We start from the raw sequence: 16,589 nt of genomic DNA, 5'->3' as shown, positions 1-16,589 counted from the left end.
CATGCACACCAAGAGTTTCGGAAAAAACAAAGTGGATATTATTACTTTGGGATGCTCCAAAAATTTGGTTGACTCCGAAGTTTTATTAACCCAGCTTAAAGCCAACGATCTTGAAGCTACCCATCAAGCGGAGGATGGAAAAGCCAATATTATTGTGGTAAACACATGCGGTTTTATTGAAAATGCCAAGCAAGAATCGATTGACACTATTTTCCATTACATCAACCAAAAAGAAATCGGAAATATTGATAAATTATATGTAACAGGCTGTTTATCTCACCGTTACAAAGATGAACTGCAAGCTGAAATGCCCGAGGTTGATGCCTTTTTCGGCACCATGGAGTTACCGGCATTGCTGCAAAAACTAAATGCAGATTACAAACAAAATTTACTTGGCGAACGAATAACCACAACACCTTTTCATTACGCATATCTCAAAATATCAGAGGGCTGCAATAGGCCATGTTCTTTTTGTGCCATTCCGCAAATGCGGGGAAATCATGTATCAAAACCAATGGAATTATTGGTTGAAGAGGCAAAAAATTTGGCAAAAAATGGCTGTAAAGAACTTATGCTTATCGCTCAAGACTCGACCTATTATGGATTGGACTTATACAATGAGCGAAAATTAGCCGAATTGATGGATAGACTTTCAGACATAGATGGTATAGATTGGATACGGTTACATTATGCCTACCCATCTCAGTTTCCGATGGATGTTTTGGATGTAATTAACCGAAAATCAAACATTTGCAACTATCTCGACATGCCTTTGCAGCACGTTTCGGAAAATGTTTTAAAAACAATGCGGAGAGGCATTTCAAAGCGAAGAACCGTAGAATTGGTGGAACAAATCAGAGAAAAATGTCCGGAACTCGCATTGCGAACCACTATGTTGGTGGGGCATCCTGGCGAAACTCAAAAGGATTTTGAAGAATTGTGTGACTTTGTTGAAAAATACAAAATTGACCGATTGGGAGTTTTCACATATTCGCATGAAGATGGAACTCACGCCTTTTCTTTGGATGATAACATTCCTATGGAAGTGAAAGAAGAACGTGCCTCTAACCTGATGGAAATTCAGGAACAAGTTTCATTTGACCTTAACCAATCTAAAGTGGGCAAAAAATATAAGGTTTTGATTGATCATTTTGACGACCAATATTTTATTGGCAGAACAGAACACGACTCGCCAGAGGTGGACAATGAAGTTTTGATTAAAACCGACCAACATCTTAGAATTGGAGATTTTGTAGAAGTAACCATAACTTCAGCCAAAGAATTTGATTTATATGGAACAATCGACTGAAAATCAAACACATAATTTGATAGAGATTGACTATTCCAATACTGATTTTTTCAGCGATTTAATCAAAAAATATCTGTCTAATCAAGATTTTCCGAATCAATTTGTAAATCGAAACAGTGACGCAGACAATGCAAAAGAGGTTGTTCAAAACCCACAATTTAGCCCGAATTACAGAAAAGGCTTGGTAGAGGAAATTCTTAAACAATACGAGCAATCGAACATTCATTTGAATGAATCGAGTCCCGTTTATCAGAACATTGTAAAACTACAAAATGAAAATTGCGTATGCATAACTACCGGACAACAAATTCATATTTTTTTGGGGCCAATGTTTGTAGCCCACAAATTGCTTTCAGTTTGTTTAGAATCGGACGAATTCAATGAACAACAATCTGAATATGAATCAGTTCCGATATTTTGGATGGCCACCGAAGATCATGATTTTGAAGAGATTAATTCGGTCAGTTTATACAATGAAAAATTAACCTGGGATATAGAATCAAAGGGCTTCGTTGGTCGTTTGGCTCCACAAAGCTTATTGCCTTTAGTAAATTTTGCAAAACAGCGAATTGACCAAACCCCCGAAAATCTTCATTTTATTGCTGTTTGCGAAACAGCATACACCCAATGCAAAACCTTTGCTCAAGCCACACGGCAAATTATTCATACCCTTTATGGGCATACCGGAATTATTGTTTTTGATGGAGACAATACCTTTTGTAAAAAACAATTTGTAAACATTTTTAAAAACGACCTTTTTAAACATGATTGTTCTGAAGCAATAGACGCAACAATAAATGAATTAAAGGCCAACAAGATAAAACCACCAATCAACACGAGGCCATCCAATACTTTCTTTTTACATGACAATCAAAGACTTAGGCTCGAAAAAAACGAAAACAATTTTAGGGTTGTCGGTTCTGAAATAAAATATAATACCGAAGAAATAAATGATTTTTTATTGAACCAACCTGAAAAATTTAGCCCAAATGCCTTGTTACGGCCATTGTATCAACAAGTCATCTTGCCAAATATTAGCTACATTGCAGGTGCCGCTGAGTTCATGTATTGGATAGAACTCAAGCTATTGCTTTTTAAATTTGGAACCCTATTCCCAAAATTGATTATTCGTCCATCAACCTTTTATTTTACTAAAAAAAACCTTGAATTTCTGAGAAATGCAGATATTCCAATTGAGACAATTTTTTACTCAAAAGAAAAATTAAGTCAGTTGTTTGTCAATAAATACAATGAAAAATACAACAACCTCTCGAACAGACTTTCGGAGTTGGATGATTTAATGGAATCTCTTTTTATGGATGAGTCAATGCGACAATACCTAAATGCATCCATAAAAACGGATTGGAAAAATGTGTTCAAAAAAACCTCAAACTCAATAAAATCAATGATTGACAACTCCATCGAAATGAATTCAGACTATCAAAAAGTTATTAAAATAAAGTCGAAAATTTGGCATGAAAATTACAATCAGGAAAGACAAAAATCGATACTCGAATCCTTATCAAGTTTAAAACACCTTCTTTCCGCCTCCTCCGTAACAAAAAACTCTAAAATAAATATTCTTTATCTTGAAAATTAAATTGGTATTTATAGCTAAATATCTATCTTTGCCCCAAAATTACTACATATTCAGTATTTAATTTAATATGAAAAATTTAAAAACTTTGTTGCTTTTAGGTGCTTTGGTTGTAAGCCAGAGTGCAATGTCGCAGACCGATTTTTTTGGAAAGTTTCGCTATTCTAAGCGATGGTCTGTTGGAATTCAGTTGAGTCCTACTCACACCATGTGTGACGCTGACCATTTCAAAGCAAATTTTGCTTTTGGAGCACACGCCAAGTATTCTGTTTCTCAAACCTTTGGAATTAAAGTTAATGGAAATATAGGAACTTTGAGTGGTTCACGGGACGGTCATGATATCAGCGGAAACAGTTCGAAAGACCGAAACAATACTTCGGATGGGACTCAGTATTTCAATGCAGGAAATCAAGCCCCTTCGGATGACAGCTATTACTTTAATAACAAGTTTAAAGATTTAAACGTTACTGCCAATTTAACTTTAGGTAATCTTTCGTTTATTCGACCTTTGCGTAAATGGCAAATGTATTTCTTTACTGGTTTCGGTGCCATTTGGAGTGATGTAAAAGGCCAATATGGTCAATATCAAACTAATGAGCAAGCCATGTGGGACACTTGGGGAGACCAAGGTTTTTTCACCCAAAAGTTGGATAATAACGGAAACGTAGTTGATTTAATATCTGTGTACAAGGGAACCAACTTTACTATTCCTTTTGGTGTTGGATTTAAAAGAAATGTGAACAGATGGTTGGATTTGGGCATGGAGTACAAAAACCACTACACACGTAGCGATAATATTGATGCATTCTCTTTCCCAATTTGGAGAAACCGTGTTTTTGACTTCTACGGTTTATTAAGCTTCCAAGCAAGTATTAAACTTGGCGGAAAAGATGGTTCTAAAGAACACTACGATTGGTTGAACCCTGTTGAGAACATCTATGAAACTATGGACACGCTTGTAATGATACAAGAAAAGGTTGAACTTCTTTTGTTAGATACTGATAATGACGGTGTAGCCGATTATTTCGACAAAGAACCTGACACAGATCCTGATGCGTACGTTTGGGGTTCTGGGGTTACTGTTGACCTTGACAAAGATGGTGTACCTGACAATAAAGACAAACAAATTGACTCAGAAAGAGGTTCTGAAGTTGATGCTAACGGCATTATGATTGATGTTGATGGTGACGGTGTGCCTGATTATAGAGATGAAGAATTAAACACTCAAAAAGGTGTTGCCGTTAACCCAAGAGGTGAAACTATTAAAACTTCTGGCGATGTCGGCGGCTGCTGCGACTGTTCTGATGTAATGCTTCCAGCAATCATTTTTGACAATGGTAGTCATACAATCAGCCCTGAGGCAATTGGTGTGTTGTATAGTGTTGCTGAAAAAATGAAATCTTGTCCTGATTTGAATGTATTGATGACTGGTTACTCTGTTAGAAGTAAATCAGGTTCTCAATTGGCTCAGCAACGAATCAATGCCATTATTGATTACTTAAACTCTAACTATGGTGTGCCTCGCGACAGATTCATTATGGATACTGAAGGTTCGGCTTCTCCTGGTTTGCAATATCCTGCCAGAAGAATTGACCTTATGAAAGTTAGATAATATAAAATACTGCAATATAAAAAAAAGCCGATTCATTGAATCGGCTTTTTTTATGGATCCACTTTTCTGCTTCTTAACGCTAATTATATTGAAATTGAACGTTGGAATTGGGAAAATATTTGAACACGGTTAAAATGCAATATGTACTTTAAACAGAAGCCCCATCCTTTTAGGATGGGGCTTGAGTAAGGCTAATATAGTCCCACATTTATATTTGAATTTTCAAATCATAAGAAATTATCTTAAATTCTGGTTTAACTCTTTAATTATTCAATTGCATAAAAACAAAACCTGTGTTATTCTTTAGTTTAAGCCAGAATAATAATTGGCAATAGATCGAACCAGTTGTGAGTAAATAGGTCTTGTAAACTCTATAAACAAGTCTTGCGGACTGGGTGGATATGCTTCCGTGCGTTTCGACATTTTAATTTGCTCGGCAGTTAATGCTTCCTCTTGTCCGTTGTATGAAGCCCAATCAGTTTTCCAAACAAACGTGCCGGGAAATTTTTGTTGCCTTAAGGTAGCTCCGCTTGTCGCATCTACAATTTGAAAGTCAAGCAATCCACTGGAGGTAAGTGTTTTTTCATAGGTTGTAAACTTCGCTTTTGCTTTTCCTATTACAGGCAGCTCGCCGTCACTGGTTTTTACAGTTCCAATTTTCACGCTATCCTTTTCAATCGTTTCCGTTTTTTCTTTAATATAAGTTTGCCCAACAACAAAATCATCAAATTTCATAACGATTACTTCGTCAATTTCAACATTCAACGCGTTGTATTCCGACTCCCGGTAAAATTCAACAAAGGTATAATTGAGACCTCTGGCATATTCCGAAATTTGATTTTGAAAAAACTCATTTGTAAGAGCCAAACTTCGGCTGTGTACCGGAATATTCTCTATCAAAACTCGGACAGTTCCTAAAGACAGAGCTTGGGAGATATATTCATCTATTTTTGAATATTTTGGAGTATAATTTTTAGCCGTCGTAAAATGTCGGTAAGCCTCTCGGCCACCAGATTTGGTGTTCAAATTCAGCTGCTCCAAGCCATACTCAAAGTGAGCCTTGCTGGCCGCCAAACTCGATTCATTAAATTCATTTTGAAATATTTTTGGGTTTGGAATTACTTCCAAACAACCAGGACACTTAATTATTTCATTATAAAGCTCGTTGAGTTTTTGATAGTGCCAAACTACATCATCAAACTTAAATCTATCCTGACTGGCTTTAAGCCTGTCTATTTCGCTCAAATGATAATCAACTGCATGATTGTAGGCCAAATCGAGATATTTTACCGCCTTTTTTTTATCCGGATTGCTTCGCAATCGCTTAATGGCTTGCTGAGTGGCTGCATCGTACTCACCTTTCTCGAACCTATTTTTGCCCGAGCTACAACCCAAAAAAACAACAGATAAAATCAGAAATGATGCAAATGCGAAAGAGTAAATTTTCAGTTTCATACGCTCAAATTTAATTGTTTTGAGCATAGGTTCAAAAATTGTCCCAGCCTACCAAAGCCCTTATTTTAAGGGAAAAATTAGATTCTCACCTTTATAATGTGTCCTATTAAACAAACACTTATGCGGCTACAATCTCCGCAAATGACTTTGCATCAAGTGCAGCTCCTCCAATCAATCCACCATCAATATCGGGCATTGAAAAAAGTTCGGCTGCATTATTTGGTTTTACGCTACCGCCGTATAAAATTCGGATAGTATCGGCAACTTCTTTTCCTGCAATGGATTGGACAATGCCGCGAACAAAAGCGTGTATCTCTTGTGCTTGTTCGGCAGTGGCCGTTTTCCCCGTTCCAATGGCCCAAACAGGTTCGTAGGCCAACGTGATTTTCGACCACTCATTCCATGAAAAACCGGTTAAAGCCTCACGAATTTGGGTTTCAACCACTTCAAAATGTTTATTGCTTTCTCTTTCGTTCAGCGTTTCTCCAAAACAATAAATGGCTTCCAGTCCGTTTTCAAAAGCTCTTTCCATTTTTTGAGCAATTTGTTGGTTGGTTTCTCCAAAATATTGACGGCGTTCCGAATGCCCTACTATTACTGAACTTATTGGAATTGAAGCCAACATGGCCGCAGATATTTCGCCCGTGTATGCACCTTCTTTTTCATGATGACAGTTTTGAGCTCCCAACCGAATACCACTTCCGTTTAGCGAATTTTGAAACACTTTTAAATGTGTGAAAGGTGCAAAAACGGCAACATCACAATTCGACAAATCGGTCTCACTTATGTTTTCCAACACTTCCGATACCAAATCAAAACCATCCATCAAGTTGGTATTCATTTTCCAGTTTCCAGCTACATATCTCTTTCTCATTCTATTATTTTACTTTTCCCAAAATCTAAATTTTTCGGACATTTCAAAAACATGTTTTAAAATGTTCTTTTCGGTTTCGTCTAATTCTATACCTCTCCGTTTCATTACTAAATCGGCGGTTTCAAACGCTTTATTGAGCTGATAGGTGCTAAAACCAGCACTGCCTCCCCATGCAAATGAAGGGACAAAATTTCTTGGGAAACCCGACCCAAAAATATTGGCAGAAACGCCAACGACAGTTCCAGTGTTAAACATCGTATTGATGCCACATTTGCTGTGATCGGCCATAATCAAACCACAAAACTGTAGTTTGGTATTTCGAAACCGCTCGGTGGTATAATCCCAAAGTTTCACCTCGGCATAATTATTTTTTAGGTTAGAATTGTTGGAGTCTGCCCCGATATTGCACCATTCACCCAAAACACTATTTCCCAAAAATCCATCATGCCCTTTATTGGAATATCCTAAAATAACAGAATTGATAACCTCCCCGCCAACTTTTGAGTGAGGTCCAACGGTGGTAGGCCCATAAATTTTAGAACCCAATTTGAGTGCCGCATGTTCACACAAAGCCAAACCTCCACGAACAATGCTGCCTTCCATTATTTCGGCATGATGCCCAACGTAGATAGAGCCAGAAGTGGCATTTAAAATGGCTCCCTCCACAGAGGCTGTTTCTTCCAAAAAAATTCTTCCGTTTCCAATTATTCGGTTTGAACCCGAAATTTCTTTTGATTTTCTTCCTGTAGTTAATAGGTCAAAATCTTTTTCGAGTTCCACCCCATTTTTCGAAAATATATCTTCGGGAAATCGGATTCGATCGGTATGGATACTGATTCTTTCACAATTTTCCGAATCATGTATATCTCCTCTACAAGCCAACAATTGATTGTTTTCATCAACAATAGACTGGTTTTGTGCAAGTGTTTTTACAGCTTGCACTATTTCAATATTCGGCAAAACAGATGCATCAATCCATACAGTGTCGTCAGCGGAAACGAGTGGAAATTTGGTTTGTAAATACTCTTCGGTTTTGTAGCTCGGACTGTCACCTAAGTACTTTTCCCATTTTTCGCGAATGGTTAAAATACCCACCCGCAATTCGCATACTGGTCGGGTGTAAACCAGAGGCAACAAATCATTGCGGTTTTTATTATCGAAAAGTATTATGTTCATATTCTTTTTAAACAAACAAAGCCCTCAAATTGAGAGCTTTGCAGCAAAAATTATCATTTGCCTATTTCTTTTTTCCGTATCGTTTATTGAACTTGTCAATTCTACCTGCGGTATCAACAAAGTTCATTTTTCCGGTAAAGAAAGGGTGAGAGGTGTTAGAAATCTCCAATTTATAAAGAGGATATTCGTTTCCGTCTTCCCATTTAATTGTTTCTTTGGTATCAACAGTTGATTTTGTAATGAATGTATGCTCATTACTCATGTCTTTAAACACAACCATTCTGTAATTTTCAGGATGCACACCTTGCTTCATGTCTCTTCTTTTTTTAAAGGACTGCAAAGGTAAATTTTATTTTCATAGTTTTGACATATTTTATTTTTATTTTGGTTAGAAAATTCTTGCAATCCAACAAAGCATTTTTACTCAGCATATTGTTTGTTTTGGGATTGTTTTTTTGTTTGCGGGCTATCTTTTTGTTTGCCAATTTTAGTGCATTTCAACCCATTTCTGTTTCCCCTCTTTTTAGCTCTTTTTTCTATGGGTTTCGGCTCGACATTATACCAACGACCTATGTTACATGTGGCGTTTTTCTTCTGACATTCTTTTTTAAAAAACCGAGAATACGAATTCTTCTTTTGTCTGTTTTTGGAATAACAACAGCTCTTTTGGGCATTATTGATGCTTTGTATTTTTCTATTCTTAAAAACCATTTGAGTGCCGATATTTTTTGGCAATTGAAGGGAGACAACAATATTTCTCCAATGGTTTATATACAAGATTATTGGCCGTTTTTTATCTTATTCGTTGCTATTTCCGTAACTTTTGTCTTAATTCTTCGCCGCATAAACCAAGTTACAAATGCAACTCAAAAATTTTGGCACTTAGCAATATTCATTTTGTGCTTTTTTGGTTTGGCTCGCGGTTTTCAAAAAAAACCGTATCGATCCGCAAATGTTGGCCAATATCTTGCCGAACCCTATTTATCGCTCGCTATGAATACGCCGCTCTATCTTTTGGAGACCTATCAAAACCCCATTAATATTCCTGACTTTGCCAAAGGCATTGCTCCAAAATATGATTTCTCACAAACCCTAATCGACACGTTGCCAATTAATTATAACTACGTAATAATTATTTTAGAGAGTTTTGGTAAAGAATATACTGCATTTAATCATAACTGGATCACAAGCTACACCCCGAACCTTGACAAACTGATGGATAGCTCTGTATGTTTCACAAATGCTTATGCAAATGGATTAAAATCAATGGATGCTGTTCCAGCTATTTTTTGTGGAATTCCACGTCTCAGTAACTCGCCGTTTATCAACAGCCCACTATCTGCAAAACCGGCAAACTCTATTTTACAAGAATTAAAAAAGCAGGGTTACACCTCACTTTTTTTTCATGGAGCAGATAATAATTCGATGGGATTTCAAACCTTTTTAACAACCAACGGTCTTGATTTTTATTTTGGAAAAGATGAATATGACGGCGGCAAATCAGGCATTGACGGCTTTTGGGGTATCTATGACCATGCCATGTTTGATTTTGCTCAACGCCAAATCAGTGTACAAAAAGAACCATTTATTGCCGGAATATTTACGCTAACCAGTCATCACCCCTACCCCATTCCGGATCAATTCAAAAACACTTTTCCAAAAGGAAATCTCGATATTCATGAAAGTATTGGCTATACCGATTTTGCGTTGCGAAGTTTTCTTGACTCATGCAAAAAACAGCCGTGGTTTGACCGAACTATTTTTATTATTACTGCCGACCATAGTGCCGAAAACACTGTGCATGCTTTCCGCACCTTTTCTGGGAAGTATGAAATACCCATGCTGATTTATGCCCCTAAAATTTTAACCCCGAAGGTCATAGACCAAACCGTTTCGCAGATTGATATTTTTCCGACTGTTTTGAGCATGAACAACCGAAGTGTGGGCTACAACCTTCTTGGCAACGACATGCTTTCTATGTCGGAAAGACCTGTTTGTCACTATGATAATCAGTTGTATAGCATCACTTTGGGTAATTGGAATTTGCTAATGAACGATGCGAAACCATTATTTCTTTACGATAGAAAAAATGATCCAAATTGTGTGGTAAATCTACTGAATGAATACCCCGAAAAGGCTAAAGAATTGGAAGAAATGCTAAAACAAAAAGTGGCAAATTATCATCACTACATTAAGCCAAACGCCTTGCAATAATTATTTTTGCACCATGCAAAAAGCAGCTCTCCCAAAAGGAACACGTGATTTTTCTCCGACAATGATGTTTCGCAGAAACCTCATTATCAATACGATAAAAAAAGTTTATGAAAAATACGGATTCGACCCCATCGAAACTCCGGCCATGGAAAACCTAACTACCCTTACCGGAAAATATGGGGAAGAAGGGGATAAACTCTTGTTCAAAATTCTGAATTCGGGTGATTTTTTGGCAAGTGCCGATGTTGAAGTTTTGGCTAATAAAAACTCCCAAAAACTCACTTGGGTCATTGCCGAAAAAGGTCTTCGATATGACCTAACTGTTCCCTTTGCACGCTATGTGGTTCAAAATCAAAGTGATATAACATTTCCATTTAAACGCTACCAAATACAACCTGTGTGGCGTGCGGACCGACCACAAAAAGGCCGATACCGCGAATTTTGGCAGTGCGATGCCGACGTAATTGGCACCAAATCATTGCTTTGCGAAGCAGATTTTCTTAAAATTTATGAAGAAGTTTTTCAAACGTTGGGTCTGAAAGATTATGAAGTTCGGATAAACCACCGAAAACTGTTGGAGGCCGTAACGGTTTCCATCGGATTTACCGGTAGTTTTACTGAATTTACTGTGGCCATAGACAAATTGGACAAAATTGGTTGGGACGGCGTTGGAAAAGAATTAAGCGAAAAAGGTGTGGATGCCGCCAAAGTGGAACTTCTAAAAAATATGCTGCTTCAACTTCCTTTAACTGAAAACACATTGGAAACCATTAAAAATCAATTAGTTGATTGCCAGGAAAAAGAAATTGCCTTGCACGAATTAGGGCAACTTATTGGATTGGCCGAAAGTCATCTATCACAAGTGGTGCTTGATTTGAGTTTGGCTCGTGGACTTGATTATTACACAGGCTGCATTTTTGAAGCTGTGATAAAAAACAGTGGAATTGGCAGTGTGAGCGGTGGTGGCCGATACGACAATCTTACCGAAATATTTGGACTAAAGGATGTTTCCGGTGTCGGAATTTCTTTTGGTATTGACCGTATATATGATGTGATGGATGCTCTTCAACTATTTCAAAATCAAATAGATAATCAAAAAATTATATTCTGCCATTTCGATGAAAAGGCTATGATTTTTTGTAGTCGATGGGCTGATGAATTGCGAAAGGAAGGCATTAAAGTCGTTGTGTATCCCGATCAAAAAAAGATAGGCAAACAGTTTGACTATGCTAACAAGTTGGGATTTGATTTGGTGGCTGTGGTGGGCGATAATGAAATGGCCGAAAACTGTGTTCAATTAAAAAATATGACCGATGGAAGTCAGTCAAAAATATCGCTCAACGAATTGATTATCAAATTAAAAAAATGAAAATCAAACGTTTTGAAGACATTTTGATTCAGGAAGATGAAAATCTACTGATTATCAATAAGCCGCCCATGGTGTCGAGTTTGCAAGAGCGAATCGGGATTGCCATGAGCGTACAAGAATTGGCTCAAAATTATTATGCAGATGCTCAGCTTTGTCATCGGTTGGATAAGGAAACGTCGGGCATACTGCTCATTGCTAAAAATGCGGAAACATACCGCGAAATAGCTGTAAAATTCGAGAAACGGCAGATGGATAAAACCTACTGGGCCATTGCCGACGGACGGCATTATTTTGAAAAATTTGAAGTGGATCTGCCCCTCTCGGTCAGTTCTAAAGGCAGAGCAAAAATTGACAAATTGAATGGCAAACCTGCTCAAACCCTCTTTCAAGTTTTGGAGCAATTTAAGCATTTCAGTTTGATAGAGTCAAAACCCATTACCGGAAGATTACACCAAATCCGAATTCATCTTGCCTCGCAAAATGCCCCAATAGCCGGAGATGTGGCCTATGGAGGGCAACTGCCATTTTTAAGAACATTTAAAAAGAATTTTAATCTCAAAAAATTAACCGAAGAGCAACCCTTGATAACCCGAGCCGCATTGCACGCCCACTCTCTGCAATTTGAATTATTTGGCAAACAATATAGTGTTGATGCCGCCTTACCCAAGGATATGGCAGCATTTCTTAATTTATTGAGAAAATACGACAACATTTGATTCCTCAATTTTTCAACATCGCTTTGGCCGACATGGTGTTTGGATTACCTTTGCACAAATAGAAAAACGTGGACAATACAACAGGACAATCCGCCATCTTAGTTCTTGAAGATGGTAGCGTTTTCAGCGGAAAAGCAATCGGAAAAATAGGCACTACCGTTGGCGAAATTTGCTTCAACACAGGAATGACGGGCTATCAGGAAGTTTTTACCGACCCTTCATACTACGGCCAAGTGGTGGTAATGACCACCGACCACATAGGAAACTATGGCACCAGCTTGGAAGACGTAGAATCGAACAGCATTAAAATCAGCGGGTTGATTTGCAAAAAATTCAGTCAAAAATTTAGTCGCAAAATGGCCAACCTAAGCCTTAACGACTATTTGATAGACAACAATTTGATTGGTATTTCCGATGTGGACACCCGTCAAATAGTTCGACATATCAGAAGCAAGGGTGCTATGAATTGCATCATCAGTTCTGATGAATTGGATGTGGATGTTTTAAAACAAAAATTAGCCACAGTTCCGTCTATGGAAGGCTTAGAATTGAGTTCGAAAGTAACCACAACAAGCCCGTACTTTTATGGTGATGCAAATGCCAAATACAAAGTAGCTGTGCTTGATTATGGAGTAAAAACCAACATTTTGCGATGCCTTGCCGAACGAGATTGTTACTTAAAAGTATTTCCGAGCAAAACCACATACAATGAAATGAAAGCATGGAATCCGGATGGGTTTATGCTTTCTAACGGCCCCGGTGATCCGGGTGTTATGGCCTTTGAAACCGATGTGGTGAAAGACATTGTGGACAACAACGAAAAGACCTTTGGCATTTGTTTGGGTAGTCAAATATTGGCTCAAGCCGTTGGAATGCGAACCTTTAAAATGCACCACGGACACCGAGGATTGAACCATCCGGTTCAAAACATAGTTACCGGAAGAAGTGAAATAACTTCTCAAAACCACGGATTTGCCATTGACCCCGACAGCATTGTGGCTGATTTGGCCGAGATAACACACAAAAATTTGAATGATGGTACCGTGGAAGGTATCCGGTTAAAAAACAAACCAGCGTTTGCGGTGCAATATCACCCAGAGGCAAACCCCGGACCACATGATTCTCGCTATTTGTTCGACGATTTTGTGTCGATGCTCAGCTAACTATCTATTTCCCCCATTTTAAAGCTACTTTTGCCCTATGGAACACAACATGGATTATAATACCCAAATGGAGCCTTTAACCATTTCTGAGTATGGACGCTCATTTCAAGAAATGGTAACGCACGTTTGCAATTTGCCAGATAAGGCCAAACGCACTGAGCTTGCTAACACATTGATTCAGGTGATGATTAACCTTAACCCAGAGGTAAAATCATTGGAAGATTACAAACAAAAACTTTGGGATCACCTATACATTATCAGCGATTATAAACTGGATGTTGACACAGAATACAACATGCCTGTTCGCGAGCATATTGAGCAAAAGCCACGACCAATTCCATATAAAGATGAGCTCATAAAATTTCGTTTTTATGGCCGCAATCTACAAACAATGGTAGAGCAGGCGTTAGACATAAAAGACAAAGAAATTCAAACTGCTTTTATCAACTATATCGCCAGTTTTATGGTAAACTCATCAAGAAACTGGAATGATGAAAACCTTGACAAAATAGCCGTAATTGAGCATTTGCGAACCTTGTCGAAAGGACAATTAAAACTGACGGAAGATGATTTGCAGATTCATATTGAGGTAAACCGAGTTAGAAACAAAAATGGAAAATCAAAAAATAAAGTAAAGAAAAACAACAATAAAAACAATAACAACAACGGGGGTAACCGAAACAACAATAAAAACTTTAAACGCAGATAGGCAGAAATGGGAACGTTTAAAATAACCGGAGGCAAAAAACTTAAAGGCGAAATTATTCCGCAAGGAGCTAAAAACGAGGCACTTCAGGTGCTTTCGGCTGTGCTTCTTTCTCCCGAAGAAATTGTTATAAAAAACATTCCTAACATTCGAGATGTAAACCGGCTTATTGAACTGTTGCGGGGTCTTGGTGTATCGGTAGAAAAATTAAACGAAAACGACTACCGATTTGAATCAAACAATATTGACCTTGACTATCTAAACTCAGCCGAATTCAGAAAAACAGCAAAAAGCATTCGGGGTTCGGTTATGATTATTGGACCTTTGTTGGCACGTTTTGGCAAAGGTTATATCCCAAGTCCCGGTGGTGATAAAATTGGCCGACGAAGATTGGACACCCACTTTATCGGGTTTCAAAATTTGGGTGCAAAATTTACTTTTTTACCCGATGAGAATTTTTACGAGATAGAAGCCGAAAAACTTACCGGAACCTATATGCTGCTGGATGAAGCATCGGTGACCGGAACGGCCAACATTGTGATGGCCGCCAGCATGGCCAAAGGCACTACCACCATATACAACGCCGCTTGCGAACCCTATTTGCAACAGTTGTGCAAAATGCTTAACAGCATGGGAGCCAAAATTTCGGGTGTAGGTTCAAATTTATTAACCATTGAGGGGGTTGATTATTTGGGTGGATGCACGCACACTTTGCTGCCCGATATGATTGAAATAGGCAGTTTTATGGCCATGGCCGCTCTTACCAATTCCGACATAACCATCAAAAATGTGCAATACAAGGAATTAGGAATAATCCCTGAAACTTTCCGCCGATTAGGTGTGCATTTTGAATTAATAAACGACGACATTCGGGTGTTTAATAATGAACACTACGAAATAGAAAGTTTTATAGATGGCAGCATGATGACCATTGCCGATGCTATTTGGCCTGGCCTAACGCCTGACTTGTTGAGTGTTATCTTGGTAATGTGTACGCAGGCAAAAGGCAATGTGTTGATACATCAAAAGATGTTTGAAAGCCGCTTATTTTTTGTGGATAGCCTAATTGACATGGGTGCTCAAATAATATTGTGCGACCCGCACCGGGCAACGGTTATGGGGCTTGACAGACGCATAAATTTAAAAGGCATACAAATGACATCGCCCGACATTCGTGCAGGAGTTTCACTACTTATTGCCGCCATGAGTGCCGACGGGGTCAGCACCATTCACAACATTGAGCAAATAGACCGTGGCTATCAAAACATCGAGCATCGGTTGAATGCTATCGGTGCCGACATTGTAAGATTGTAATGAAAAAGTTGGCAGTCATACCGCTTTTAGTGCTATTTAGTTTTTCACAAAACAACCAACACTCCTTCGATTTTCAATCTCTAAAAACGCATTATCAAATTGCTTCCGACAGCATAAAAGGCAAACTCATTTTGGTAGAATTTTGGGGTACGTGGTGTTTGCCATGCCGCATACAAAACGGAGAATTAAACACCATCTATCAGCAATACAAAACCACCAACTTTAAAAACGGAAACGGTTTTGAAATAGTGAGCATCGCATTGGATACCGATAGTTTGGTGTGGCAAAAAGCCATAAGAAACGACCGAATAACATGGCCGACACATGCCATAGACACTGCCAAATGGGATAGTCCGCTATTAACCCAAATGAAATTGCCCCACTACCTGCCTCAAAACTATTTGGTGGACTCTGCCGGAGTGGTAATAGCCACCGGAGTTTTTGGCCAAAACTTGATAAATCGGTTGCAGGAGCTTAAATTGGGAAGTGAATAAATTTTAAAGCTTAAATGTTCTAAACCATTAAGGCTTTAAGGTACAATAAGATTTTATCCGCAGACTTAACTACCTCAATGCCTTAATGGTTCAAAAAAAAATCGAAAAGCCTCAATCCTTTTTGCCAAACATCATTACCTCGTTTACCTGCACTTCGGTAATGTTGCGTTTGTGGCCGTTTTCGTCTTCCCAAGTGCGGTTGGTAAGTTTGCCTTCAATGCTTATTTCTTGCCCTTTTTTGAGGTATTTTTCGGCAATTTCAGCCGTTTTTCCCCAGGCATACAACTGATGCCAGGTGGTTTCGGTCACTTTTTCGCCGTCTTGTTTGCGGTAGGTTTCGTTGGTGGCCAGCGTAAACCGAGCTATTTTTTTACCGCCCGCTACTTCTTTTACCTCAGGGTTAGCACCCAAATGACCTGTCAATCGTACGCTGTTTCTTAGTGTGTTCATGTGTTTAAAAAATTAATATGTTACTTTAAAAAAGTCGGTGTGGGGTTTTAACCATTTCCGACACTGCAAAGATTGGGGCGGTATTTTGTGCCATCGGTTTTTAAAACATTTAGATACGTATAAAAACACTTGAAAACGTT

15 protein-coding genes are annotated in these 16,589 nt (G+C 38.4%); 10 read left to right on the top strand and 5 right to left on the bottom strand.

Annotated elements, in window-relative coordinates; all coding sequences use genetic code 11:
• Position 1 precedes the first annotated feature (1 nt).
• From rimO to H6607_02845, 3 genes are all read left to right on the top strand, one after another.
• Complete coding sequence (gene rimO, locus H6607_02855; GenBank protein MCB9261304.1) at positions 2-1,309, top strand: 30S ribosomal protein S12 methylthiotransferase RimO; 1,308 nt, start codon at positions 2-4, stop codon at positions 1,307-1,309.
• Positions 1,293-2,909 carry a bacillithiol biosynthesis cysteine-adding enzyme BshC gene (gene bshC / locus H6607_02850; protein ID MCB9261303.1) on the top strand — a complete coding sequence of 539 codons (1,617 nt, stop codon included), beginning with the start codon at positions 1,293-1,295 and terminating at the stop codon, positions 2,907-2,909. Before rimO ends, bshC begins: the two co-directional genes overlap by 17 nt.
• A 67-nt stretch (positions 2,910-2,976) precedes the next feature.
• Positions 2,977-4,518, top strand: a complete 1,542-nt coding sequence (locus tag H6607_02845) for a hypothetical protein (protein ID MCB9261302.1) — start codon at positions 2,977-2,979, stop codon at positions 4,516-4,518.
• Positions 4,519-4,821: 303 nt separating this feature from the next.
• Here the strand turns inward: H6607_02845 and H6607_02840 are convergent, their stop codons facing one another.
• The 4 genes from H6607_02840 to H6607_02825 form a co-directional block, all read right to left on the bottom strand.
• Positions 4,822-5,973 carry a hypothetical protein gene (locus H6607_02840; protein ID MCB9261301.1) on the bottom strand — a complete coding sequence of 384 codons (1,152 nt, stop codon included), beginning with the start codon at positions 5,971-5,973 and terminating at the stop codon, positions 4,822-4,824.
• A gap of 118 nt (positions 5,974-6,091) precedes the next feature.
• Complete coding sequence (locus tag H6607_02835; GenBank protein MCB9261300.1) at positions 6,092-6,847, bottom strand: triose-phosphate isomerase; 756 nt, start codon at positions 6,845-6,847, stop codon at positions 6,092-6,094.
• A gap of 9 nt (positions 6,848-6,856) precedes the next feature.
• Positions 6,857-8,023 (bottom strand): GlmU family protein, encoded by a 1,167-nt coding sequence (locus H6607_02830; GenBank protein ID MCB9261299.1) that lies wholly within the window; start codon positions 8,021-8,023, stop codon positions 6,857-6,859.
• 61 nt (positions 8,024-8,084) lie between these two features.
• On the bottom strand, positions 8,085-8,336 hold the full coding sequence (locus tag H6607_02825) for a type B 50S ribosomal protein L31 (protein ID MCB9261298.1): 252 nt from the start codon (positions 8,334-8,336) through the stop codon (positions 8,085-8,087).
• 146 nt (positions 8,337-8,482) lie between these two features.
• On the opposite strand from H6607_02825, the gene H6607_02820 reads away from it, so the two are divergent.
• The 7 genes from H6607_02820 (at position 8,483) to H6607_02790 (ending at position 15,999) form a co-directional block, all read left to right on the top strand.
• Positions 8,483-10,237, top strand: a complete 1,755-nt coding sequence (locus H6607_02820) for a sulfatase-like hydrolase/transferase (protein ID MCB9261297.1) — start codon at positions 8,483-8,485, stop codon at positions 10,235-10,237.
• Between the two features lie 13 nt (positions 10,238-10,250).
• A complete protein-coding gene (locus tag H6607_02815; protein ID MCB9261296.1) occupies positions 10,251-11,606 on the top strand; it encodes a histidine--tRNA ligase in 1,356 nt (451 codons plus the stop codon).
• On the top strand, positions 11,603-12,322 hold the full coding sequence (locus H6607_02810) for an RNA pseudouridine synthase (GenBank protein ID MCB9261295.1): 720 nt from the start codon (positions 11,603-11,605) through the stop codon (positions 12,320-12,322). Before H6607_02815 ends, H6607_02810 begins: the two co-directional genes overlap by 4 nt.
• A 68-nt stretch (positions 12,323-12,390) precedes the next feature.
• Positions 12,391-13,485, top strand: coding sequence for a glutamine-hydrolyzing carbamoyl-phosphate synthase small subunit (gene carA, locus H6607_02805; protein MCB9261294.1), 1,095 nt, complete (start codon positions 12,391-12,393; stop codon positions 13,483-13,485).
• Between the two features lie 37 nt (positions 13,486-13,522).
• Positions 13,523-14,194 carry a DUF4290 domain-containing protein gene (locus H6607_02800; GenBank protein ID MCB9261293.1) on the top strand — a complete coding sequence of 224 codons (672 nt, stop codon included), beginning with the start codon at positions 13,523-13,525 and terminating at the stop codon, positions 14,192-14,194.
• A 6-nt stretch (positions 14,195-14,200) separates the two neighbouring features.
• Positions 14,201-15,505 carry a UDP-N-acetylglucosamine 1-carboxyvinyltransferase gene (murA, locus tag H6607_02795; protein MCB9261292.1) on the top strand — a complete coding sequence of 435 codons (1,305 nt, stop codon included), beginning with the start codon at positions 14,201-14,203 and terminating at the stop codon, positions 15,503-15,505.
• Complete coding sequence (locus tag H6607_02790) at positions 15,505-15,999, top strand: TlpA family protein disulfide reductase (GenBank protein MCB9261291.1); 495 nt, start codon at positions 15,505-15,507, stop codon at positions 15,997-15,999. The genes murA and H6607_02790 overlap by 1 nt, the downstream gene beginning before the upstream one ends.
• 111 nt (positions 16,000-16,110) lie before the next feature.
• On the opposite strand, the gene ssb is transcribed toward H6607_02790, so the two are convergent.
• Positions 16,111-16,449 (bottom strand): single-stranded DNA-binding protein, encoded by a 339-nt coding sequence (gene ssb / locus H6607_02785; GenBank protein ID MCB9261290.1) that lies wholly within the window; start codon positions 16,447-16,449, stop codon positions 16,111-16,113.
• Positions 16,450-16,589: the final 140 nt, after the last annotated feature.

It is taken from the genome of Flavobacteriales bacterium (assembly GCA_020635395.1).
GTDB lineage: Bacteria > Bacteroidota > Bacteroidia > NS11-12g > UBA9320 > UBA987.
Note: the sequence above shows the minus strand (reverse complement) of the source record. Positions and strands in the feature narration are given on the sequence as shown.